The organism is Phytohabitans aurantiacus (assembly GCF_027923225.1).
In the GTDB taxonomy this organism is placed as follows: domain Bacteria; phylum Actinomycetota; class Actinomycetes; order Mycobacteriales; family Micromonosporaceae; genus Phytohabitans; species Phytohabitans aurantiacus.
This window is the reverse complement of the sequence record NZ_BSDI01000077.1, coordinates 12,692-36,751: the sequence shown is the minus strand read 5'-3', so window position 1 is coordinate 36,751 and position 24,060 is coordinate 12,692. Positions and strand designations below refer to the sequence as shown.

Annotated in this window: 17 protein-coding genes and 1 riboswitch; of the genes, 9 read left to right on the top strand and 8 right to left on the bottom strand. The window is 70.5% G+C overall.

Annotated features, from left to right (window positions below; genetic code table 11):
* Positions 1-662 precede the first annotated feature (662 nt).
* Positions 663-1,349: a C40 family peptidase gene (locus QMG73_RS42155; RefSeq protein WP_281905195.1), complete on the bottom strand. Its 687-nt coding sequence runs from the start codon at positions 1,347-1,349 to the stop codon at positions 663-665.
* Positions 1,350-1,489: 140 nt separating this feature from the next.
* Positions 1,490-1,639: riboswitch (cyclic di-AMP (ydaO/yuaA leader) on the bottom strand.
* A 321-nt stretch (positions 1,640-1,960) separates the two neighbouring features.
* Between QMG73_RS42155 and QMG73_RS42150 the strand changes: the two genes are divergently transcribed.
* From QMG73_RS42150 to QMG73_RS42140, 3 genes are read left to right on the top strand one after another with little or no spacing between them, the layout of a single operon-like run.
* Positions 1,961-3,181, top strand: coding sequence for a Mur ligase family protein (locus tag QMG73_RS42150; protein ID WP_281905199.1), 1,221 nt, complete (start codon positions 1,961-1,963; stop codon positions 3,179-3,181).
* Positions 3,171-3,887 carry a type 1 glutamine amidotransferase gene (locus tag QMG73_RS42145; RefSeq protein WP_281905194.1) on the top strand — a complete coding sequence of 239 codons (717 nt, stop codon included), beginning with the start codon at positions 3,171-3,173 and terminating at the stop codon, positions 3,885-3,887. The genes QMG73_RS42150 and QMG73_RS42145 overlap by 11 nt, the downstream gene beginning before the upstream one ends.
* The gene (locus QMG73_RS42140; protein WP_281905193.1) at positions 3,884-4,573 is read left to right on the top strand and encodes a TVP38/TMEM64 family protein; all 690 of its coding nucleotides are present in this window, start codon (positions 3,884-3,886) and stop codon (positions 4,571-4,573) included. The genes QMG73_RS42145 and QMG73_RS42140 overlap by 4 nt, the downstream gene beginning before the upstream one ends.
* A gap of 51 nt (positions 4,574-4,624) precedes the next feature.
* On the opposite strand, the gene QMG73_RS42135 is transcribed toward QMG73_RS42140, so the two are convergent.
* Together QMG73_RS42135 and QMG73_RS42130 are read right to left on the bottom strand one after the other, a co-directional pair.
* Positions 4,625-5,284 (bottom strand): hypothetical protein, encoded by a 660-nt coding sequence (locus QMG73_RS42135; protein WP_281905191.1) that lies wholly within the window; start codon positions 5,282-5,284, stop codon positions 4,625-4,627.
* Entirely contained in the window at positions 5,281-7,344 is a 2,064-nt protein-coding gene (locus QMG73_RS42130; RefSeq protein ID WP_281905189.1) for a galactose oxidase-like domain-containing protein, read from the bottom strand. The genes QMG73_RS42135 and QMG73_RS42130 overlap by 4 nt, the downstream gene beginning before the upstream one ends.
* A 208-nt stretch (positions 7,345-7,552) precedes the next feature.
* Here QMG73_RS42130 and QMG73_RS42125 point away from each other — a divergent pair, with 208 nt between their 5' ends.
* From QMG73_RS42125 to QMG73_RS42115, 3 genes are read left to right on the top strand one after another with little or no spacing between them, the layout of a single operon-like run.
* A complete protein-coding gene (locus QMG73_RS42125) occupies positions 7,553-9,034 on the top strand; it encodes a glycosyltransferase family 39 protein (RefSeq protein ID WP_281905187.1) in 1,482 nt (493 codons plus the stop codon).
* The gene (locus QMG73_RS42120; RefSeq protein WP_281905186.1) at positions 9,031-10,560 is read left to right on the top strand and encodes a glycosyltransferase family 2 protein; all 1,530 of its coding nucleotides are present in this window, start codon (positions 9,031-9,033) and stop codon (positions 10,558-10,560) included. Before QMG73_RS42125 ends, QMG73_RS42120 begins: the two co-directional genes overlap by 4 nt.
* Complete coding sequence (locus QMG73_RS42115) at positions 10,557-11,684, top strand: glycoside hydrolase family 113 (protein WP_281905184.1); 1,128 nt, start codon at positions 10,557-10,559, stop codon at positions 11,682-11,684. Before QMG73_RS42120 ends, QMG73_RS42115 begins: the two co-directional genes overlap by 4 nt.
* Positions 11,685-11,764: 80 nt before the next feature.
* Here QMG73_RS42115 and leuS read toward each other — a convergent pair whose 3' ends face one another.
* On the bottom strand, positions 11,765-14,575 hold the full coding sequence (gene leuS, locus QMG73_RS42110) for a leucine--tRNA ligase (protein ID WP_281905182.1): 2,811 nt from the start codon (positions 14,573-14,575) through the stop codon (positions 11,765-11,767).
* Positions 14,576-14,866: 291 nt separating this feature from the next.
* Between leuS and QMG73_RS42105 the strand changes: the two genes are divergently transcribed.
* The 3 genes from QMG73_RS42105 to QMG73_RS42095 are packed head-to-tail and all read left to right on the top strand — an operon-like array spanning position 14,867 to position 19,663.
* Entirely contained in the window at positions 14,867-15,919 is a 1,053-nt protein-coding gene (locus QMG73_RS42105; RefSeq protein ID WP_281905181.1) for an AAA family ATPase, read from the top strand.
* A 2-nt stretch (positions 15,920-15,921) separates the two neighbouring features.
* Positions 15,922-17,217: a DUF58 domain-containing protein gene (locus QMG73_RS42100; RefSeq protein WP_281905179.1), complete on the top strand. Its 1,296-nt coding sequence runs from the start codon at positions 15,922-15,924 to the stop codon at positions 17,215-17,217.
* A gap of 4 nt (positions 17,218-17,221) precedes the next feature.
* On the top strand, positions 17,222-19,663 hold the full coding sequence (locus QMG73_RS42095) for a DUF3488 and transglutaminase-like domain-containing protein (protein ID WP_281905178.1): 2,442 nt from the start codon (positions 17,222-17,224) through the stop codon (positions 19,661-19,663).
* 621 nt (positions 19,664-20,284) lie between these two features.
* Here the strand turns inward: QMG73_RS42095 and QMG73_RS42090 are convergent.
* The 4 genes from QMG73_RS42090 to QMG73_RS42075 all read right to left on the bottom strand — a co-directional run bounded on the left by QMG73_RS42090 (position 20,285) and on the right by QMG73_RS42075 (position 23,991).
* Positions 20,285-20,668, bottom strand: a complete 384-nt coding sequence (locus QMG73_RS42090) for a DUF3040 domain-containing protein (protein ID WP_265254854.1) — start codon at positions 20,666-20,668, stop codon at positions 20,285-20,287.
* Between the two features lie 149 nt (positions 20,669-20,817).
* A complete protein-coding gene (locus tag QMG73_RS42085; RefSeq protein WP_281905175.1) occupies positions 20,818-22,074 on the bottom strand; it encodes a DNA polymerase IV in 1,257 nt (418 codons plus the stop codon).
* Positions 22,075-22,084: 10 nt separating this feature from the next.
* Positions 22,085-23,233 (bottom strand): alkaline phosphatase family protein, encoded by a 1,149-nt coding sequence (locus QMG73_RS42080; RefSeq protein ID WP_281905172.1) that lies wholly within the window; start codon positions 23,231-23,233, stop codon positions 22,085-22,087.
* Positions 23,230-23,991 carry a methyltransferase domain-containing protein gene (locus QMG73_RS42075; RefSeq protein WP_281905170.1) on the bottom strand — a complete coding sequence of 254 codons (762 nt, stop codon included), beginning with the start codon at positions 23,989-23,991 and terminating at the stop codon, positions 23,230-23,232. Before QMG73_RS42075 ends, QMG73_RS42080 begins: the two co-directional genes overlap by 4 nt.
* Positions 23,992-24,060 lie beyond the last annotated feature (69 nt).

Below are 24,060 nucleotides of genomic sequence, written 5' to 3'. Positions count from 1 at the left end.
TCGAACCGTCAGACAGTCCGAAACCTAGGCCAGGCAACGGCGTGCCCCAATCACCAACCCGACCCCAACCCACACATCGGGGCGAAGAGCCAAACGCACGTGGTTGGATCTCTTTTTCGCGTGCGTTCGCCCCTAGGCCAGCGCGGCACGGCGTGTCGCCACGCCCGGCGCGCCGATCAAGGGCGAATGCACGCGGTTCGATCGCATTTCCGCGTGCATTCGCCCTTGATCCATGCGAATGGCCTTGATCAGCGCGCAGGGGCGCGGCGACACGCCGCCGCCAACCCCACAAACCCCGGCGGCTGGCCCTGGCCACTACGGCGCGCCGCCTCACACCCCGGGGACCTCTTGCATCTCAGGACGAATACACGCGGAAAGAGATCCAATCACGTGCATTCGCCCTTGATCGGCAGCAAGGGCGGCGCGCGTGGCGACAAGAGCGCGCGCCCCGGCAGCCGGGACGCGCGCCGGCGGCAAGAGCGCGCGAGCACCGCGCACGGCGCGCGAGCAGCGCGCGATCACCGCGCACGACGCGCGAGCAGCACGCAATGCAGCGGCGCGGGCCCGCGAGCAGGGAGCAAAATGGCCCGCGATCAAGGGCGAGGCGCCGGGGGGTACGCCTCAGCCCTTGATCGCGGGCGCGGGGGGATGGGTGTAAAGAACTAGCCGACCAGGCGCCGAACCACGTAGCTCGACGTCCAGATCTTGTGCTTGCCGACCTTCGCGCCGGGCTTCGGCGAGTCGTAGAAGTAGCCGCCGCCCGCGTAGACGCCGACGTGGTACCCGTACGAGCCGCTCCGGATGACGATCAGGTCACCGGGCTGGGCCGACGACTTGGCCACCGCCTTGCCGTACTTCTGCTGCGAGTTGGCCTTGTGCGGCAGCTTGATGCCAGCGGAGTTGCGGTACACGTACATGGTGAAGCCCGAGCAGTCGAATGATCCCGGCCCGCTCGCGCCGTACCGGTACGACTTGCCGACGTGCTTGCGCGCCTCGGCCAGTACCTTCGCGCGGCTCGCCACCACGTTGACCCGGGTGGAAGGGGTGGCCGTCGAGATGTACTTGCCCGACAGGCCCGTGTACTTCAACCGGAAGCTGCCGGTGACGTACGGGGTCGCACGGTAGCTTGCCGTGCCGTTGCTGACGGCCTTGGTCTGCCACGTCTTCCAGCCGCCGTTGCGCCACGCCTGGAACTGCACGTTTCCGCCTGTCACGGCGGCACCGGTGGCCGGGTCGTTGACGCGCGCGGTCAGCGTGACCGCCGAACCCCACGCCAACTTGGTCGTACTCGCCGTCAGCTTGATCGCCACGTGTGTCGGCGAGGCCGCCTCGGCGACGGCAGTGGTCACAGGCGCGGCCGCGGACGCTGGAGCGGCCATCGCGGTACCGGCCATGAACTGGCCGGCACAGAGGCAGATCCCCAGAGCAAGCGCTAGCTTGCCGGCGCGGACAGGCCGCCGCCGGCTCGAACTGTGTTCGTGCACGGAATGAGATCCCTCCGGCACGCCTGCGGGGTTAGCTGTCGGGTTCGGGCGCAGAGGCTGCCCGGCCGCGCTCCTAGCGCGGCTTCACCCCAAGATCCGGGAACAGATCACTAACCTGGTTCCCCCGTCCCTGCCCGATCCGCCGTTGAGTTGTCGGATGTGGGTTGCACCGCTCGGGATGGGCAGGGCTCGGCGTTGTCCCGCGGTGCGGCCTGGCCACGATGAGGGCCGGCTCAACGTTTGTAGCCGATGACGAGATCGACGCAGAGTAATCGCGATCTTGCGTAGCGAGTTTGGCACGCCATCGAATGCCCGGCCAGGGAGGGCGCTGTCCGAAATGTCGCTACACAGCGTCAACGTGAGCATGACTCACCGTCGACCGTGAACGGTGAATAAGGCCACACAAGTTTGCCGTGCCCAGAGATCAAACCTGCTCCGGTACCCTCGCTCGCGTGACGGACGGGAACACGGCCAAGATGCCGCTGCGGGCCAAGGTCGCCAGCTCGGTGTCGCGTACGGCGGCGGCACTCTCGCGCGCGGCCGGGCGCGGCGACGGCTCGGTGATCGGCGGCTGGATCGGCCTCAAGATCGACCCTGACCTGCTCGCCCACCTGGCCAACGGCCGGGCGATCGCCTTGGTGTCAGGCACCAACGGCAAGACCACCACGACCCGGCTGACGGCCGCGGCGGTCGGCGTACTGGGCAACGTGGCCACCAACTCCTTTGGTGCCAACATGCCCACCGGGCACACCTCGGCGCTGGCCAAGGCCGGGCACACGCCGTACGCGGTACTCGAAGTGGATGAGCATTATCTGGCGCAAGTGATCGCGGCGACGACGCCCCGCGTGGTCGCTCTTCTGAACCTTTCGCGCGATCAGCTCGACCGGGCGAAAGAGGTCGCCATGATGGCCGACCTCTGGCGCACCGCGCTGGCAAACCACCCCGACATTCTCGTGGTCGCCAACGCCGACGACCCGATGGTGGTTTACGCGGCCGTCGCCTCGCCGCGCGTGACGTGGTTCAGTGCCGGGCAACGGTGGCACGACGACTCGTGGGTCTGTCCACAGTGTGGTGCGCCGATCGAGCGCCAGGCCGACCAATGGTGGTGTGTCAACTGCCCGCTGCGCCGGCCCATGCCACAGTGGACGGTGGAAGACGATGGTGTCATCGACCCGCGCGGCGCGTGGCACAAGGTAAACCTTCAAATTCCTGGAAAAGTCAACGTCGGCAACGCGGCCACCGCACTGGCGGTGGCAGCTCAATTTGGGGTACGCCCAACCGACGCGGTCGGTCGACTGTCCACTGTGACCTCTGTGGCGGGCCGCTACGCGCAGGTGATGCGCGACGGGCGAAACATCCGGCTGTTGCTCGCCAAGAACCCGGCGAGCTGGCTGGAGGCTTTCGACATGGTGGATCACGCGCCGACACTGCTGTCCATCAACGCACGCGACCCCGACGGCCTCGACACCTCGTGGCTCTTCGACGTCGACTTCTCGCCGTTGCGGGGCCGGCAGGTGTTGATCACCGGCGATCGGGCGTACGACCTGGCGGTACGGCTGGAAGTGAACGATGTGCCGTTCCGTCACGTACTGTCCTTCGACGAGGCGGTCACTTCGGTACCGCCCGGCCGGCTGGAAGTCATCGCCAACTACACGGCGTTCCAGGACATCCGAGCGGAGTTGGACCGTGTCAACTGACAGCGCCATCAGCATCGTCTGGATCTACCCGGACCTGCTGTCCACGTACGGCGACCGCGGCAACATGCTGATCCTCGCCCGCCGGGCCGCGCTGCGCGGGTTTCCCGTGCAGACCATCGAGGTCCGGTCCGACCAGCGGTTGCCCAGCACCGCCGACATCTACCTGCTCGGCGGCGGCGAAGACGGCCCCCAGGCGCTCGCGGCGCAGCGGCTGCTCGCCGATGGTGGCCTGCACCGAGCGGTCGCTCAGGGTTCGGTGGTGTTCGCGGTGTGCGCCGGGTACCAGCTGCTCGGCGGCTCGTTCTTCGCCAAGGGCGCCAAGTGCGGCGGCCTCAACCTGCTCGACCTGAACTCCGACCGGGGCCCCAGCCGGGCCGTCGGCGAGTTGGGCGGCACCATCGACCCCCGGCTCGGCCTGCCCCCGCTGACCGGGTTCGAAAACCACGGCGGCCGCACCCACCTCGGCCCGAGCGTCGCGCCGCTCGCCCGGGTCACCACCGGCATCGGCAACGACGGCAGCACCGAGGGCGCCTGGCGCGGCAAGCTCCTCGGCACGTACTCCCACGGCCCCGCCCTCGCCCGCAACCCCGCCCTCGCCGACCTGCTGCTGCGCTGGGCCACCGGGATGGACGTGCTGGCTCCCCTCGACGACACCTGGTCCGACCGGCTCCGCGCCGAGCGCACGGCCGCCACGGCGGTGTCATGATCGCGCGCCTCCGCAACGGCCTGCGGGACCCCAAGGTCGCTCGCTTCGCCGTGCTCGTCCTGCTGCTCTGCGCCTGCGGCATCGCGGTACTTTTCCTGCCGCAGCCCGACCTCGCCGCCGCGCCCCGCATCGTCGACCGCCTCGGCCTCCTCGCCCCACCCGCCGCGGTCCTGCTCGGCGCGATCATGATGATCGTGCTCATCCCCCGCACGCTCGTCTCGGTGGCGTGGGGTGCGCTGTTCGGCACGGTCGGCGGCGCGAGCTACGCGCTTGGCGCCGCACTGCTCGCCGCCGCCCTCGGCTTCGCCGTCGGCCGGCTGCTCGGCCGCGACTTCGTCGCCGAACGGGTCCGCGGCCGGCTGGCCAAGCTCGACGGCTGGTTCGGACGCCAGAGCGTGTTCGGCGTCGTGACCGTACGCCTGCTGCCGGTCGGTGGCTTCGGCTTGATCAGCTATGGGTACGGGACGACCGGCGCCCGCCTGCGCCCATACTTGATCGGCAGCGTGCTCGCGTCCGTGCCATCAGCATTCGGGTACGCGGCCGTCGGCGCCGCCGTGGCCTCGCCCGGCGAAATCAACTGGTTCGCGATCGCCCCAGCCAGCCTGGGCCTGATCGCCACGACAGTGATCATCACGCGCTGGCGCCGAGCCTCCAAACGCACCCCCGCCGCCACCCCCGCCACGTGATCAGGGCTGTGAACAGGTGAGCGGCCAGGCCGGCCAAGCGGTCGGCGGGGGTTAGTCGCCCGCGCCGCAGGCTGTGCCGTCGGCGTTGCGGTCCAGGGCGTGACGGTCTCGGCCGCCCTCGATCTTCAGAGGCTTGAAGCCGCGTTCCCTCAGCCATCCGCACTTGTCGGTCACGCCGGCCGGAAACTCCCACGGTACGCAGACATCGCGGCCGCCGTACGCGTGGTCGCACCCGTCGGTGCCCTCGGCGATCTGGACGCCCGCGGTGGGTGACGCGGCGGGGCCGTTGGGGTTGGTACCGGGTTGCTGGGCGAAGTCCTGCACGAACGCCGGCGGCGTCACCGCGGATCCGGCCTGCGCGCCCTGACCGGGGTCGTCGGCGCGGCCCGGTTTGGGACGGTCGTCGCCGCTGCCCGGGCCGGGGCCGTAGTCGTTGCCCGGGGAGCCGGCCGACCAGCGGGAGTCGGCGTCAGAGCCGACCGCCCACGTGCCGGCCAGACCGACGCCCAGGGCGAGCAGCACCACCCCGCCCGCGATCGCCGTGCGGATCGGCCAGCTCGCCGCGCGCCACCCGCCCCACGCGCGGCCCGCAAGCCCGCCAGCGCTCCGCCCGACCGCCGCCAACCGGCCAGCGAGCCCACTCGGGGCCTGCCCAAACACCGCCAGGCGGGTGCGGAGCGAGCTGAGCCGCGCCGCGAAGCGGGAGCTCATCCGACCTTGACCCACTTGGCGACCGACGGGACGCCGTTGGCGCCGTGGACGAAGAGCATGTACCAGCCGGGCGGCGCGATGTTCGGGTTGTTGGTCATGTTCAGGTCGATCGTGTTGCCGTTCACCGTCATCGGCAGCTCGACGAAGCGCTGGTTCGGGTCGGAGGAGTGGGTCACGGCGGCCGGGCGGATCAGCGATGCCCGAGCCACGGCCCGGTCGACGGTGATGCGCTGCGTGGTGCCGTACCCCCACTGGTTCGACGCGAGCGACGTGATCGCGGGCCGGGTGCCGCTCAGCAGGTACGGCGGCGTGTAGATCGAGATGCGCGTGTCGAACGAGCCGTTGCCGGGGTTGTCACCGACCGCCATGACCCGGCCGTCGGGCAGCAGGAAAGCCGACGAGTGGTACGTGCGGGGCACCGGGTCGGCGGCCACCGGGGCGAACTTGTTGGTGGCCGGGTTGTAGATGGACGCCTCGAACACCGGGTCGGCGCGGTTGTGCAGGCCACCACCGGTCTCGAAGACCGTGCCGTCGGGCAGGAGCACCAGCGAGACGTACATCTTGCCGGTGTTGGCGGCCTGGGTCTGGCCGTTGGCGAGCTTGCCGAGCGGGAGCAGCGGCCCGGCCGTGTACCGGGGGTTGGCCGCCTTGAGGTCGATGACGTCGGTGAGCCGGCCGGCGGTGGCGCCGACGTCGCCGTTGCCGCCACCGACGGTGAACACCTTCTGTGCCTGCGCGGGCGGCAGCAGGACGCTCATCGACTGGTCGCGATAGTCCTTGTTCTGCAGGCCCGGCACGTCGGTCCACTTGCCGTTGGGGTAGTCGTAGAGGCGCGCGCCGGCACCGGGCAGCCCGCTGCCGAACGTGTGGCTGCCGGTGTAGAAGAGCCGGCCGTCCTGCATCAGCACCATGGCCGGGTACAGGCCCCACCACTCCCAGGTCTGCACGGCCTCGTTCTGCGCCAGCCAGCGCCCCTCGGACGCGTCGAAGTACTCGGTGACGGTGGTGCCGGTGGAGTCGGCGCCCAGGCCACCGAGCGAGATGACGTCGCCGTTGCCGAGCACGGTCGCCGACGGGTACCAGTGGCCGGCGGACATGTCGTTGGTGCGCGTGTACTTGTTGGTGGCCGGGTCGAACAGGTACGAGTCGGCGAGGCCCTTGTAGCCGACGGAGCCGTCGGCGGCGGCGTAGTCCTTGGTGCCGCCCATCACCAGGATCTTGCCGTCGGCGAGCGCGACGTGCCCGGCGCAGAAGAGGTCGACCGGGGTGGGCACGTCGGTGAAACTGCCGTTGGCCGGGTCGTACACGGCGGTCTTGAACGTGCCGGCCTTGAACGCGTTGGGGTCGTTGCCGGAGCCGGCGACGAGCAGCACCTTGCCGTTGCGCAGGACGGCGGCGTGGATGGCGCGCACCGACGACTGGTACGGCATGACCCGCCACTGGCCCGCGGCGCAACGCTTGCAGGCCTGCTTGGGCGCGACGATCGTGGCGTCGACCATCTTGTAGTCGTCGGTGACGAGGGTGCCGGCGCCGTACAGGTTGACGCCGAACGTGATCTGGTCAGTGCCGGCGGGCACGGGCGGCGTACGCACCGTCTTCTGCTTGAACTGCTTGGTCGCCGGGAGCGTGGCGAGGTCGGTCCAGTACTGCCAGCCGGCCTTGGCGTCGTGGCGGTACAGCGTCATCGCGGTGGCGGCGCTGGTCGACGTGTACCAGACGGAGAGGTCGTACTGCCGCCCCTCGGTAACCGTGGGTGCGCAATCCATTACCGCACCGCGGCTGCCCGACGTGAAGGCGCCAATGGTGATTTTCAACGCCGCCTTACCCGTGCGGGCGGTCGGTGTTACGGCGTACGAAAAGTTCTGCTTGCCCTGCCCAGTCCGTTTCCAGCACTGCGGAAAACCCTTCGCGGATGTCTCCATGCTCGCGTTTCGCACCAGATTCGTGGCCGCCTGAGCGGGCGCACCGACCACGAGGCCGAGCGCGCACAGCAGGGCGAAGGTGAGCAGGCGAGCGAGTCCACGGCGGAGCTCAGGGCTCCACATGGGGGCGGGTGGCAACGAGATCTCCCCAGTTCTGACGTCATAGCCGTCCGGCAGCATAGCCGCGTCAGCACGGAACCGATACAGTCCATCACAGGAAGCCAATCGTCGGCTTTGGGTAACTGCGTCCGTGCCCTAAACTCCGGCAATCATGAGCCGCTCTGCACTTCCCGTCGTGGGGCCAAACGGGGAAGTACACATCCCCTTGCCTCGCCGGGCGCGCGGGGTGGATGACGACGCCACGATCGTCATGGAAGCGGCTCGCGTGGAGCCAGTTTCCGATGCTCCACGGCGCATCGAGGTGTGGCTGCGCCAGGTCTGCTGGGCGGCGCCCGCCGTAGTGACTTTGATCTCGTGCCTGATCGGCATCACCGGCCCCGCCCTGTGGGCCGACGAGTTGGCGACGTGGGGCATCACGACGGTGTCGTGGCCCGAGTTGTGGAAGCAACTCGACGGCACCGACGCGTCCATCGGGCCGTACTACGTCTTCATCCGGCTCTGGACCACCGTTTTCGGCGACTCCGACCTCGCGCTGCGCCTGCCGTCGACGTTCGCGATGGTCGCCACGGCCGCCGTGATCGGCCTGATCGGGCGGCGGCTCGGCGCGCCGCGCGCCGGCCTGATCGCGGGGCTTGTCTTCGCGGTACTGCCCATCACCGCCCGTTTCGGGCAGGAGGCTCGGCCGTACGCCGCCGCGACGCTCGCCGCCGCGGTGGCCACTCTGCTGCTGATCCGGATGCTGGAGGGGTACACGCTCGGTGTCGGGCTCGCATACGCGCTGTCGCTGACGGTGTTGGGTGCCCTGCACCTCGTCGCGCTCAGCCTGCTGGCCGGTCACGGCTTGGCAGTACTCGTACACAAGCGCAAGCTGCTCTGGCGCTGGATTCCGACCGCGGTGGGCGGGTTGGTCCCCCTTATCCCTCTTGTCCTCATTGGACGCCGCCAGCAGGGCAACCAGATCGGCTGGATCCCGCTCGCCGACCTGCACCAGCTCGAGGCGTACGCGAACGAGATGTTCGGCAGCGCCGTCGTCGGCGGCGCGCTGCTGGTGCTCGGCGCGGCCGCCCTCTCCCGCGAGCGCGGCGCGGTGGTCGCCGCCTGCGTCGCCGTCACGCCCGCCGCCGCGCTTTTCACCGTCGGCACGGTGAGCCACCTGTGGCAGCAGCGGTACGTGCTGTTCACCGTCGTCGGCTGGGCGCTGCTCGCGGGCCTGCTGCTGGCCAAGCGCGGCGTCGTGGCCGCCGCCGCGGCCGTGGCGACGCTCGCGGTGCTCTCGCTCCCCGGTCAGGTCTCGGTCCGCAAACCGGCTTTCCGGTACCAGGACACGGCCGCCGTCGTCACGTTGCTCAAGACGACCTACCGGCCTGGTGACGGCATCGTGTACGGGTTGCAGGATCGCGGACCCGGTGTGCTGAACCGCGACATCGTCGCCCACTACATCCCCGCCGACATGCGCCCCACCGACCTGCTCGTCGACCGTCCAATGCGGACAGACGGCTGGATGGTGGCGAGCGAGCATCAGGACGTGGCCGCCCGGCTCGGCGAGACCCAGCGCATCTGGGTGCTGCGCCTCGGCGAGTACGGCGACCCGCTCGACGGGCTGGACGGCAGCAAGTCGCAGGTGCTGGGTGAGGGTTACGACGTCCAGGAGACCTGGCGGACCACCGGTTACACGGTCGCGCTGCTGATCCGGAAGGCCACCGAGTGACCACGCACGTGGATGCCCCGATCCGCGACGAGCCCGACCGCACCCAGGTCATTTCGCTTCCGCCGCCCACCGAGACGCACGTGCTGCCCGCCGTGCGGATGCCCCTCACGTCGGGCGGCACCACGATGGCGCAGCGGCACGCGAGCTGGCTGCCCCGGTTGTGGCCGCTCGCGCTGGCGTTCACGGTGGTGCTCGGCTTCACGTGGCTGCTCAGCGTCAAGTCGACCGGTCCCCTCGGCCCGGTGGTCACCATCATCTGGACGTACCCGGTGATCGGCACCGTGATCGGCCTGGCCGGCGCGGTCATCACCCGGCGGCGGCTGCGCCGCGACCGGCTGACGGCGGCCGACAACCAGATCATCAAGTGCAACGACCGCCTCGTCGTGGTCGTGCCGACCATCGGTCGGCACGACACGTACCCGGCGCTCGACCGCGTCGTGCGCTCCTACATCACGTACCTGCCGGAGTGCTTCTCGAAGCTGCGCGTCGACGTGGTCGTCGAGGAGGGCTGCGAGGCGGCTGACAAGATCCGGGACCTGGCCGCGATGAGCCGGTACATCCGGGTCGTCACCGTGCCGAAGGTCTACAAGACGCAGAACGGCACCCGGTTCAAGGCGCGCGCCAACCACTACGCGCACGAGCTGCGGATGGCACAGCACGAAGACCGTGACGACGTCTGGGTCCTGCACATGGACGACGACACCGGCGTCGGCCTCGACACGGCGATCGCGGTGGCGCGCCTGATCGAGCAGCAGCGAAACCTCGGCGACGAGGCGAAGCACCTCGCGCAGGGCATCCTCACGTACCCGCGGGAACACGCCCGCAGCGGCCTCTCCTGGCTCGCCGACGCGCTGCGGCCCATCGCCGACGTCACGGTGTACTCGGCCTTCACCGGCGGCGGCACCCCGCTCGCGGGCGTACACGGCGAGTTGCTGCTGGTGCGGGCGTCGGTCGAGGCCGAGATCGGCTGGGACTTCGGTCCGGACGCGATCGTCGAAGACGCCCAGTTCGCGCTCATCTTCAGCCGGCGGTACCCGGGCCGCAGCGCCTGGTTCGCGGGCCGCTGCTACGGCGCCTCGCCGGCCACCGTGCGCGACTTCTTCCGGCAGCGCGAGCGGTGGGCGTGGGGCCTCGTCGGGCTGGCCCTCAACGACCAGATCCCGCTGCGCGACAGGCTCTACATTGGATATTCGATCGTCACGTGGGTGACGAGTCCGTTGCAGCACCTCGGATTCGTGATGCTGCTCGGCGCGTTGCTCGGCTCGTACGACACGGTGCCGATCACGCTCGCGGTGCTGCCGATCTGGGCGCTCAACATGGCGTACGCGATCTGGCTGTACTCCGAGGGCCTGCGGATCAACGTGAGCGTCTCGCGGCGGGCCAGGTACAAGTGGTGGGAGGGGGTCGCGGTGATCCTGCTGATCCCGGTGTTCGCGCTCATGGAGGGCATCGGCGCGGTCCGCGGCCTGTACCGGTACCTGCGCGGCGGCCAGCAGGCGTTCGTAGTGATCGCGAAGCCGGTATGAGGAGACTCGCGATCCTGGCGCTGGCGGTCCTCGCGGCGGGCTGCTCCGCGCAGACCGACGACCCTCAATCTCGCATCTCGACGGCGCAGCCTTCCTCTTCCGCGGCGCCCGTCGAAGATCCCGTCGTCAAGGTCAGCCAGCCGTGGGCCGAGGGCATGTTCCAGCACGGCGTGGCCGTCTACTGGGAGAACAACCCGAACGACACCGACCAGATCGTGCGCGCCAAGGCGCAGAAGATCCTCGATCACGTCGTGTCGATGGGCGCGAACTCCGTCTCGATCTCGTTCTCGTTCGTCATGGAGTCGGCGACGGCCAGCGGGGTGCTCAGCGACCACGACATCACCCCGTCGCCCCGACGGCTGTCGATCGTGCTCGACGAGGCGAACAAGCGGGCGCTGCGCACGGCTGTCCGGCCGATGCTCAACGAGCGCAACCTCGTCAAGGACGACCCGAACATGTGGCGCGGCTCGATCCGCCCGGCCAGCAAGCAGAAGTGGTTCGCCTCGTACCGGGACCTGCTCGTCTCGTACGGGAAGGTGGCCGCCGAGGCCAAGGTGGCGACCTTCGTGGTGGGCACCGAGCTGAACTCGCTGGAGTCCTACACCGACGGCTGGGATGTCGTCTCCGAGGGGCTGCGCGGGGTCTACAGCGGCGAGCTTGACTACAGCGCCAACCACGACCGGCTGCGCAAGGCCGGTCCGGCGGAGGGCATCACGCGCTCGGTCGACGCGTACCCGTCGATCAAGCTCGGCGACAGCGCCAGCGTCTCGCAGCTCAAGACCGGCTGGAACGCGTGGCTGACGAAGAACCGCGGCAAGGGTGCGCTGCCCGACCTGGTGCTCGCCGAGGTGGCGATCGGCGCGCGCGGCGGGGCGTACAAGGAGCCGTGGTCGCCGCATCAGAAGGGCGCGATCAAGCCGGAGATCCAGGAGCGCTGGTTCGAGACCGCGTGCAACGTGATGCACGAGCGGAACCTGGCCGGCATCTACTTCTGGATGATCAACCTAGACGCCGACCCCGCGCGGAAGCCAACGGCAAAAACCCCAATGGACTTCATCGGCCGCCCTTCCGAGCAAACCGTGCGCGACTGCTTCGCGCGCGACGCGAAGCGCCCTTCTCCGTGATCAAAGCACCCCCTCTTCGTGATCAGGGCGTCCCTCAAGTCGTTAGAACGACTTCAGGGACGCCCTGATCACGGTCGTGGTTAGATGACGACGCTGACCATTCGGCCGGGGATCACGATGACCTTGCGGGGGTCGCGGCCCGCCAGGTGGTCGGCCACCGCGGCCAGCGCGGCCTCGCGGACCTGCGGCTCGGGCGCGTCGGCCGCGACCTCGACCCGGCCGCGAACCTTGCCGTTCACCTGCACCGGGTACGTGACGGAGTCGTCGACCAGCAGCGCCGGGTCGGCGACGGGGAAGTCCGCGTACGTCAACGTGCCCTCGTGCCCCAGCTTGCCCCACAGCTCCTCGGCGACGTGCGGCGCGAACGGCGACAGCATCAGTACCAGCGGCTCGGCCACCTCTCGGGGCGTCGCCGGCAGCGGCGTGGCCGCGTTCGTCAGCTCGATCAGCTTGGCGATCGCGGTGTTGAACCGCAGCTCGTCCATGTCGGCGCGGACGCCCTCGATCGTGCGGTGCAGCAGGCGCCGCACGCCCTCGCTCGCCGGCTCGTCGACGACCCGGGACGCGCCGGTCTCCTCGTCGACGACCAGGCGCCACGCCCGCTGCAGGAACCGCTGCGAGCCCACGACGGCGCGGGTCTCCCAGGGCCGGGAGACGTCCAGCGGGCCCATCGCCATCTCGTACACCCGGAAGGTGTCGGCGCCGTAGCGCTCGCACATCTCGTCGGGCGTGACGACGTTCTTCAGCGACTTGCCCATCTTGCCGTACTCCCGGAAGACCTCCTGGCCCTCAAAGAAGTACTTGCCGTCGCGCTCCTCGACCTCTTCGGCCGGCACGATCACACCGCGCGCGTCACGGAACGCGTATGCCTGGATGTAGCCCTGGTTGAACAGCTTGCGGAACGGCTCGAACGACGAGATCTGACCCAGGTCGTACAGCACCTTGTGCCAGAAGCGGGCGTACAGCAGGTGCAGCACGGCGTGCTCGACACCGCCGACGTACAGGTCGACGCCGCCGCAGTCGACCTCGGAGGTCGGGCCCATCCAGTACCGCTCGTTTTCCGGGTCGACCAGCGCCTTGTTGTTGTGCGGGTCCAGGTAGCGCAGCTCGTACCAGCACGAGCCGGCCCACTGCGGCATGGTGTTGGTCTCGCGGGTGTACCGCTTCGGGCCGTCGCCCAGGTCCAGCTCGACCTCGACCCACTCCTTGGCGCGCGACAGCGGCGTCTCCGGCTCGCTGTCGGCGTCGTCGGGGTCGAAGGTGCGCGGCGAGAAGTCGTCGACGTCGGGCAGCTCGACGGGCAGCATCGACTCGGGCAGCGCGACCGGCAGGCCGGTCTCGTCGTAGACGATCGGGAACGGCTCGCCCCAGTACCGCTGGCGGCTGAACAGCCAGTCGCGCAGCCGGTAGGTCACCGCGCCGGTGCCGTGCCCGTTCGTTTCCAGCCATTCGATGATCTTCGCCTTGGCGTCCGCGATGCCCAGGCCATTCAAGAAGCCAGAATTGATCGCCGGGCCTTCGCCCGTGAACGCCTTTCCGTCAAAACCTTCGGACGGCTGCACGGTGCGGATGATCGGCAGGTCGAAGACCTCGGCGAACTCCCAGTCGCGCTCGTCTTGCCCGGGCACCGCCATGATCGCGCCGGTGCCGTATCCGGCCAGCACATAGTCGGCGATGAACACCGGGATCTGCTCGCCATTGACCGGGTTGGTGGCGTATGCGCCGATAAAGACGCCAGTCTTCTTGCGGGATTCCGCGGTGCGTTCCGCTTCCGTCTCGCCCGCGATGGACGCGCGGTACGCGGCGACGGCTTCTGCGGGCGTCGCGTGACCACCAGTCCAGGCTTGCTTGGCGCCGGCGGGCCACTCGGCTGGGACCGCGCGGTCGACCAGCTCGTGCTCGGGCGCCAGCACCATGTACGTCGCGCCGAACACGGTGTCGGGCCGCGTGGTGAAGACCTTGATCGGGCCGGCCGCGGTGGCGAACTCGATGTGCGCGCCCGTCGAGCGGCCGATCCAGTTGCGCTGCATCAGCTTGACCGGCTCCGGCCACTCCAGCGTGTCCAGATCGTCGACCAGGCGGTCGGCGTACGCGGTGATCCGCATCATCCACTGCTTCAGGCTGCGCTTGAAGACCGGGAAGTTGCCGCGCTCGCTGCGCCCGTCGGGCGTGACCTCTTCGTTGGCCAGTACGGTGCCCAGGCCCGGACACCAGTTGACCGGGGCCTCCGACATGTACGCCAGGCGGTGGTCGTCGACGATCTGGCGCTGCTCGACGGTGGACAGGGAGGCCCACTCGCGGCCGTCGGGCGTCTGCCGGTCACCGCGCTCGAACGCCACGATCAGGTCGGCGATCGGACGGGCCCGCTTCAGCTCCGTGTCGTACCAGGAGTTGAAGATCTGCAGGAAGATCCACTGAGTCCACCGGTAGTACTCGACGTCGGTGGTCGCCAGGCTGCGACGGTTGTCGTACGCCAGGCCCAGCCGGCGCAGCTGCGCGCGGTACCGCTCGACGTTGGCCTCGGTGGTCACCCGCGGATGCGTGCCGGTCTGCACGGCGTACTGCTCCGCCGGCAGCCCGAAGGCGTCGAAGCCCATCGGGTGCAGCACGTTGTATCCGGCCATCCGCTTGTACCGGGTGTAGGAGTCGGTGCCGATGTAGCCCAGCGGGTGCCCGACGTGCAGACCCGCGCCCGACGGGTACGGGAACATGTCGTGCACGTACAGCTTGGGCGAGCCCGTGCGCGGGTGGCTGGGGTCGGCCAGCTCGCCCGACGGGTTGGGCGCGTCAAACGTCCCGTTACGTTCCCAGTAGTCCTGCCAGCGGATCTCTATCTCGTTCGCCAGCGCAGCGGTGTACCGGTGCGGCGGGGCGTCGGCTGTTTCGCTCATCTTTCGACCTCCGGGGCCATTCTCGCCTGGACACAAAAAAGCCCCTCACGCAGGAGGGGCAGCCGCACTGTCGATGCTCGTCAGTGCGGCTTTCTAAGGAGCAGGAAGGCCCTGGCCATGTCCGGCAGTCTACACGGGGTATACCGAGAGCGACTCGGCGAATTTCACCCTGCGGACTAACCTGTGGGCATGCGGGTGGTCCGTCACACAACCCGGCCTGCACTCCCGCGAACCTTACGGCCTGCCTTACGTATCTATTAGGGAAGCCGTGGCACCACGAGGAGGAGGCCCGTGACACAGCAATCCTGGGACGAGCTTGGCGGCGCACTGTCAAGCGCCGAGTTCCGCGCCGCGAGCGACGCGATCGTCGCCAACATCGAGCAGGTGATCGAGGGCAAGACCGCCTCGGTCCGACTCGCGCTCGCGGTGCTGCTCGCCGAAGGCCACCTACTGATCGAAGACGTTCCCGGCGTCGGCAAGACCAAGCTCGCCAAGGCACTCGCCCGGTCGATCGACTGTTCGGTGCGGCGGATCCAGTTCACCCCCGACCTGCTGCCCAGCGACGTGACCGGCGTCAGCGTGTACAACCAGGAAACCCACGACTTCGAGTTCAAGCCGGGCGCGGTCTTCGCCAACCTGGTGGTCGGCGACGAGATCAACCGCGCGTCGCCGAAGACCCAGTCGGCCCTGCTGGAGAGCATGGAAGAGCACCAGGTCACCGTCGACGGCGTCACGTACGAGTTGCAGACGCCGTTCATGGTCATCGCGACGCAGAACCCCATCGAGATGGAGGGCACGTACCCCCTCCCCGAAGCGCAGCGCGACCGGTTCACCGCCCGGATCGCCATGGGGTACCCGGACAGCAACGCCGAACTGGCGATGCTCGACGTGCACGGCGCCCGCGACCCGCTCTTCGCCCTCAAGCCGGTCTCCGACGCCAACACGGTGCGGCGGCTGATCGCCACGGTCCGTGCGGTGCACGTCGCCGACCCCGTCAAGCAGTACGCGGTCAACCTGGTCACCGCCACCCGCGAGTCACCCGAGCTCCGGCTCGGCGCGTCACCGCGGTCGACGCTCCAGATGCTGCGCACCGCGCGGGCGGTCGCCGCTCTCGACGGCCGCGACTACGTGCTCCCCGACGACCTGCAGAACCTGGCCGTGTCGGTGCTCGCCCACCGCGTCATCCCCACCGCCGACGCGCAGCTCGCCCGGCGCACCACCGACGCGATCATCGCCGACCTCGTCCACCGGCTGCCGCTGCCGCACGAGCGCCAGCGGTCGCCGTACGACAACCGGCCCAGCACCGGCGACGGGCGCGCACAGTACGACCAGCGGAGGAACTGACGGTGCGCGAAGCACTGCGCGGCCTGACGACGCGCGGCCGGTCTTTTCTCGCCGCCGCGGCGGCGGCGGCGCTGTCCGCGCTGATCCTCGGTGAGAAGGACCTGCTGCGGGTCGCCGTGCTGCTCGCGATCCTGCCGATGCTCGCGGCCGTCTACGTGGGCCGCAGCCGGTACCGGCTGGCGTGTAGCCGGTCGCTCCAGCCGCACAGGGCACCGGTCGGCGCGAGCGCCCGCGTGGTGCTCCGCCTGCAGAACATGTCCCGGCTGCCCACCGGCACCCTGCTGCTCGAAGACCGGCTCCCGTACGCGCTCGGCAGCCGGCCACGGGTGGTGCTGGAACGGCTCGGCGCCCGCCAGGCCAGCTCGGTCGCCTACACCGTCCGCGCCGACGTGCGCGGGCGGTACGAGGTCGGCCCGCTGGTCGTGCGGCTGACCGACCCGTTCGGGCTGTGCGAGTTGACCCGCTCGTTCCCCAGCATCGACCGGCTCACCGTGATCCCGCAGGTCGTGCCGCTGCCCAACGTCCGCCTCGCCGGCGAGTACACCGGCGCCGGCGACAGCCGGGCCCGCTCGGTCGCGGTACACGGTGAAGACGACGCGGCCACCCGCGAGTACCGGCGCGGCGACGACCTGCGGCGGGTGCACTGGAAGTCCACCGCGCGCCTCGGCGAGCTGATGGTGCGCCGCGAGGAGCAGCCCTGGGAGAGCCGCGCCACGGTCGTGCTCGACACCCGCGCCTTCGCCCACCGCGGCGAAGGGCCGACGGCGAGCTTCGAGTGGGCGGTGTCCGCGGCGGCCAGCATCGCCGTCCACCTGCGGGAGGCCGGGTACAAGATCCGGCTGGTCACCGACTCGGGTATCGACGCCGACGCGACCGACGGCGGCGAGGGCCTGATCCTCGACCACCTGGCCGACGTCAAGCTGAACAAGCGCGGCGACGTCGCGCAGCTGGTCGAAGCGGTCCGGCGGCGTTCCGACGGCGGCCTCGTGATCGCCCTGCTGGGCGCCCTGACCAGCGCGGAGGCCGAGATGCTCGCCGGCCTGCGCGGCAGCAACACCACCTGTGTGGGATTCCTGATCGACAGTTCGACCTGGCTGACCCTGCCGCCGGAGTCGCGCGCCGAGGCCACCCGCGCGCACGGCGCGTCGGCGCTCGGGCTCATGCGCACCGGCTGGCGGGTCGTCGGGGTCGCACACGGCAACAAGCTGCCCGGTCTGTGGCCGCAGGCCGCCCGCGGCTCGCAAGGGTTCGCGGTGCGTGCGACGCTCGCCGACACGGTAGCCGGAGGGATGAGGTAACTCGATGCGGAATCGCCATCTGGGGTTCGTGGCCGCGGCGGCCACCCTGCTCGCCGCCGCGCCACTATCGGCGATCTACGAACGATGGACCTGGCTGATCCAGTGCGCCGTCGCGGTGGCGCTGATAGCCGGCGCCGCCACCCTGGCCCGCTCGCTGCGGGCACCCCTGTGGGCGCAACTGCTCGGCATGGCGGCGACGCTGCTGCTGACCCTGACCATCATGTTCCCCAGCGGCGACGAACTGCTCTTCCTCATCCCCACCCCCGACACGTTCAGCCACTTCAGCGCGATGACCGGGTTCGCGCTCGATGACATGCGGTCGTACGGGGTGCCGGTGCCCGACCGGCCCGGACTCCAGTTCATCACCGTGCTCGGGGTCGGCTCGGTGGCGATCCTCGTCGACCTGCTCACCGTCAGCATGCGGCGGCCGGCCCTCGCGGGCCTGCCGATGCTGGCCATCTACTCGGTACCGGTCGCGGTCTACACCACCAGCGTGCCGCCGCTGCCGTTCATCGTCGGCGCGATCGGTTTCCTCTGGCTGCTCGCCGCCGACAACGTCGACCGGGTACGCCGCTTCGGCCGCCGCTTCACCGGTGACGGCCGCGACGTCGACGTGTGGGAGCCGTCGCCCCTCGCCGCCGCCGGCCGCCGCCTCGCCGTCGTCGGCGTAGCCCTCGCGGTCCTCGTGCCGCTCGCGGTCCCGGGCATGACCAGCGGCCTGCTCACCAACGTCGGCCAGGGCGGCAACGGCCCTGGCGGCAACGGGCGCGGCGGCCGGGTCGACCTCTTCGCGAAGCTCAGCGGCGACCTCAACCAGACCGCGGTCACCGACCTTCTCAAGGTCACCACAAACGACCCCAACCCGTTCTACCTACGCTTCGGCGTGGCCGAGCAGATCACCAACGACGGCTTCAAGAGCCTGTCCTCGCGCGGCACATCGGTAAACGAAGGGCTGGCCGACCCGCGCCGGAACCAACCCGACGACGTGAGATACCGGGAGTACCAGGCGCGCATCGAGGTCACCGAAGACTTCGACATGCCGATGCTGCCCGTGTACTCGACACCGATCAAAGTCGACGACGTCGAGGGCCGGTGGAACTACGACCCGGGCCGGCAGACGCTCTGGTCGACCGCGGCCCGCTCCAAGAACAAGAAGTACGGCTTCAACTTCGTCCGGGCCGACTTCAGCCCAGCCGCGTTGCGCAGGGCCGAAATCGAGGACAACGCCGGCCCCAACCAGTTCATCGACACGCCTCCGGTCCAACAGGTCGACGAACTCGTCGCCCAGGTGACCCGGGGCAAGTCCACCCAGTACGACAAGGTGCTCGCGATCCACCAGTACTTCTCGGAGGCGAACGGCTTCAGGTACAACCTCGTCACCGAGGCCGGCACCAGCGGCAGCGCGATCGTCGACTTCCTGACGAACAAGTCCGGTTTCTGCCAGCAGTACGCCTCCGCCATGGCGTGGATGGTCCGCTCCGCCGGATACCCGGCCCGGGTGGCGTTCGGCTTCACCCGCGGCAGCCAGTCCGGCGACAGCTCCGACTCGAAGACCTGGACGCTGACCAACAAGAACCTGCACGCCTGGACCGAGGTCTACTTCGGACAGGACTTCGGCTGGGTGCCGTTCGACGCCACCCCGAGGGCCAGCGTGCTCGGCGCCACCCGCTCGGCGTGGGCGCCCGACCCCGACGCCACCGAGGAGCCCGAGGCCACCCCGGGCGCCACCACCGGTCCCGGCGCCGACCCGACAGCCAACCCGAACACCCCGCAGGACGAGGGCAACGACGAAGCCGACCTCGGTGCCGGTCTCGGCGATACCACACCGACCCAGTCGACCTGGCCCTGGTACACGATCGCGTCCGCCATCGTCATCCTGCTCCTGCTGGCGCTACCGGCCATGCGCCGTCGCTTCCTACGCCGCAGCCGCTTCCGGGCAGCGTCCACTCCGGCCGGTCCGGCGGTAGCGTCGGCGAGCGGCGGTGTGACCGTCGAGGTCGACGTGGCCAGCGCCGGACGCGCCCGCGAAGACGCCCACGCCGCGTGGGCCGAGTTGCTCGACACGATGGTCGACTACCGCGTGCCGATCGACCCGACCGAGACGCCCCGAGCCACCGCCGACCGTCTCGTGAAGAACGGCCTGGTGGGCGGCCCCGCCACCGACAGCGCCCGCCTCCTGGGCCAGGCCGAGGAGCGCGCCCGGTACGCCCGCCAGCCGTTGCAGGGCGGGCGACTGAGCGACAGCCTGCGCACGGTACGCCGAGCCATCGCCTCTCAGGCCGGCCGCCGCACCCGACTGGCGGCGGCCATCCTCCCCCCGTCCGTACTCCTACGGTGGCGACTCGCGATCGTCGAGGCCTCGATCCGCACGGTATCGACGGCCGGCCGCATCAGAGACGTCTTCGCCCGCTGGAGCCCCCGCCGCCTCCTCCCCAACCGCCGCTAGCCCAACCCACCCAGTCCCCGCCCAACCAACACAACCCACCGCCCCGCGCCCGGACGCGGCGCCGGACGCGGCGTCGCCGCGCGCGAACGCCGCGTCCGCGGACGCGCGCGGACGCCGGGCGGCCGTCGGCCGGCGGCCGGTAGCGCTGCGCCGCGTCCCCGCGGCACCTTCTCCGCCGATCAAGGGCGAACGCACGTGGTTGGATCGCTTTTCCGCGTGCATTCGCCCTTGATCCACGCAGATCACCTTGATCGACGACCGCACACTGCGCGGCGCCCGTCGCGGCAAACCACGTCGGCAGTGCGAGGCAGCGCCGCGCGCGGACCGCGATCAAGGACATTCGCATCGATCAAGGGCAAACGCACGCGAAAGAGAGATCCAACCACGTGCGTTCGCCCTTGATCGGCGGAGAAGGGCCGCACGCGGACGGCTCGGCGCGCACGAAGCGCACGGACAGCGCGGCGCACGGACGGCGCGGCGTGGCGCGCACGAAGCGCGGCCGCACAAAGCGCGCGGGGGGCGCGGTGCGGCGCGCACGAAGCGTGCGCGGGAGGGGCCTGGATGAGGGCGCGTTTTACCCACGCAGCGCGTTTCGTCGCTGGCGGGTGTCTCAGCAGGAGGTCAGCGGTGGCCTTCGGGCCGCTGCCGCCACCTTTCTTCGAGTCGGTCGATGAAAGACATCCGCCGACCGCGGGTGCGCCGGCTGGCGGTGCCCCCGACGGCGCGCAGGTCGGGCTGCTGCCCCTTGCGGTGCGACTGCATCGCAAACGCGGCGGCGCCCAGCATGACGACGAATCCCGCCACGCCCAGCAGCGTTATCTGGCTCACCGTGCCGTAGACAACCAACCCAAGGCCGGCGACGATGACGCCGGCAGCGACGAGCAGTCGACGCCGCGCGTGGAAACGCGGGTCGCTGGCGCGCACAGCCGAGGCGAATTTCGGGTCCTCGGCAAGCGACCGCTCGATCTGCTCGAACAGCCGCTGCTCGTGCTCCGAGAGCGGCACGGCACTCCTCCCCGGTCACACTGGTCGGCCCGGTCGGACCGACAGACCGTGGCAGCCAAGCGGCTGCTTAACCGCAAGTCTACGAGGGCCTACGCGGGTCGGAAAGCGGGACGACCCACGGCTCTTGGTGATTTTCGGCCAGCCGCAGGTCAACCACGTGAAGAAAGGCCTCCCGACTCTCCCGAAGCCGGCTTCAGGAGGCTCGCCGGACGGATCGCGCCCCGACCGAATCGGGCCGCCGCGGCGTCGGAGGCCGCCTCGGCGTCGCGCCAGCCGTGCTCGGGCTCGCCGAGGGTGGCCTGCCGGGGTGTGCCGCTCGCCGAGGTCAGGCCCTCGACGCGTACTCCCACGAGGCGGATGCGGTCGCCTGGCTGGAGCGCGGTGAACAGGGCCCACGCGGTCTCGAAGACCTCGCGGGCCACGTCGGTGGCCACGGGGAGCGTGCGTGACCGGTTGACCGTGCGGAAGTCGGCCAGCCGGACCTTGATCGAGACCGTGCGGCCGACCTGATCTGACCGGCGGAGCCGGACACCCACCTTGTCGGACAAAGCGAGCAGCGCGCGCCGGATGACGACCTCTTCCGACACGTCTGTGTCGAACGTCACCTCTGCCCCGATCGACTTGTCGACCTGCTCCGGGGAGACGCCGCGAGGGTCGCGCCCCCACGACAGCTCGTGCAGGTGGGCGGAGGCGGCCTCGCCGAGCGACGCGCGGAGCATGCGGACCGGGGCGCGCGCCACGTCGCCGACGGTGCGCAGGCCGAGCCGGCCCAGGGACTCGGCTGCCTTCTCCCCCACGCCCCACAGCGCGGCGACCGGCAGCGGGTGGAGGAAGTCGAGGACCTTGCCGGCCGGGATGACCAGCATGCCGTCGGGCTTGGCGCGGGTGGAGCCGAGCTTCGCCACGAACTTGGTGGACGCCACCCCGACGGAGCACGTGAGGCCGAGCTCGTCGCTGACCCGCTGCCGGATCAGCGCCGCGATCTCGGCGGGACGGCCCAGCAGGCGGCGCGCGCCGGCCACGTCGAGGAACGCCTCGTCGAGGGAGAGCGGCTCGACGAGCGGGGTCATGTCGCGGAAGATGCCCATGACCGTGCGGGAGGCCGCCGCGTAGGCGGCCCCGTCGGGCTGGATGTAGACGGCGTGGGGGCACAGGGCTCGGGCGCGGGCGGTGGGCATGGCGCTGCGGACGCCGTATCGCCTGGCCTCGTAGCTGGCGGAGCTGACCACCCCGCGTGGGCCGATGCCGCCGACGACGACCGGGCGGCCGCGCAGCGACGGGTCGCGCCGGACCTCTACGGAGGCGAAGAACGCGTCCATGTCGACGTGCAAGATCGGGCAGCCGGTGTCGTCGCCGTCCGCTCCGAACCCGCCACTGCCCCGCGGAACGGCCTGTGACCTACCCACAGAACAGAAGCTATACGCCCCGTACGACAAGAAGTGGCACCGTCATCTCCACAGCCGTGTACGAGCCGTGAAAAGCGATCATCTTCGCCACCGTGTCCGGCTCGTGCGCCGTGGCCAGCACGACGGCGCGGTCGTGGCAGGCGGCGACCACGTCACCCACCCGTGCCAGGTGCGCCTCCGGCACCGGCCCGAACCAGCCCGCCGCCACCGCCTCCTCGCGCGACACCACCCACGCGGCATCCCCGAGCACCGCGCGCCACGCGGCGAGCACGTCGTCGCGCGCGCCGGGACGCGTGTGCAGGTACCGCACGCGCGGCTCGCCCGCGACCACGCGCACCCCGGCGGACAGCCGCGGGTCGGTGTCGATGTCGAAGCGACCTTCGGCCGGCACGTCGAGCTGCCCGTGGTCGGCGGTGACCAGCAGCGCGGCGTCGCTGGGCAGGCCGTCGACCAGCCGCGCCAGCACGCCGTCGATCTCGGTCACGGCCGCGCGCCACTGCGGCGAGTCGAGCCCGAAGATGTGCCCGGCCGTGTCGACCGCCGGATAGTACCCGGCCACCAGCGCGGGACCGTCTCCGTCACGCAGGGCGTCGAGCATCCCGGTCGCCAGCTCGTCGGCACCCGCCGCGCCGCGGTAGTCGCCGCCGCGCCAGGCCGCGACGGACAGCCCGCTGCCCGCGTACTCCGGCCGGCTCACCGCCGTCACCGCGACGCCCGCGCGGCGGGCGACCTCCAGCAGCGTCGGGACCGGCTGCCACACGGCCGGGTCGGGGTCGTCGCGCCACTGACCGTGGTTGAGCACCCGGTCGGTGCCGGGCACGTTCAGCGTGAAGGCCAGCAGGCCGTGGGCGCCGGGTGGCGTGCCCGCGCCGAGACTGGCCAGGCCCGCCGGGGTCGTCGAGGGAAAACCACAGGTCAGCTCGCGACCATCGCGAGCCAGGTCGGCCAGCGCGGGCGCGTGGGGCGTCGCCAGCGGGATCTGGTACGCGCCAAGGCCGTCGATCAGCAGGACGGCGACCCGGCGAACCCCGTCGAGCCGTTCGCCCAGCCCGAGCGGGTCGGCGGTGCCCGGCACACCCAGCACGGACAGCACGCTGGGCAGGACTTCGGCGAGACTGGCCCGCCCGTACGCCGGCCGGACGATGTCCAGCGCGTTCATGGACGCCGCGCGAACAGGTGCAGCTGGGCCGCGATGTCCCGGTAGGGCGGATGGGCGGCCGCCGCCAGTTCGAGCTCGACAACGGCGTGCGCGTGGGCGTCAGCGACGGCAGCCGGCAGGAGATCCGCGATGACGCGTACCCCGTGAATCTCGACCACGTCGAGCCCGGCGGCGCGCAACAGGGCGGCGGCGCTGTCGGCGTCGTATCGGCGCCGGACGGTGTCGCGCTCCGCGACCCGGCCCTCGGGGTGGGCGAGCAGTTCCGCCGCGGCGGCGAGCTGGCCGGTGATCGCGCGGTGCAGCACCGCGGCGGCCTTGCCCGCGACCAGGATGCTGGCGGCGCCACCGGGGCGCAGCGCGGCGGCCACCGCGGCGACCACGCCCGCGGGATCGTCGACCACATCGAGTACCGAATGGCACAGCACCAGGTCGACGCTGGCGGGCTCGACGAATCCGGCGAGCGCGTCCGCGTCACCCTGCAGCGCGCGTACCCGATCAGCGACCCCCGCCTCGGCCGCGCGGCGCGTGAGTGCGGCGAGCGCGTCCGGGCTCGCGTCGACCACCGTGACCCGGTGACCGGCCTCGGCGAGCGGCACCGCGAACCCGCCCGTGCCCCCGCCCGCGTCCAGGATCGACAGCGGTTCCTGGGCTGTGCCTTCGTCGGCGGCGGAGCCGCTGTGCCGATCGAGCTCGCGCCGCAGCGCCGCCCAGACCACGGCGGTGCGCGGACCGCTGAGCCGAGGGTGAGTTAGCTCCACCCAACGCAGCCTAGAGCACGCGAAAACGCGCCTGTTGATCTACGACGTGCTGTAGTATCTCGCGTCGGG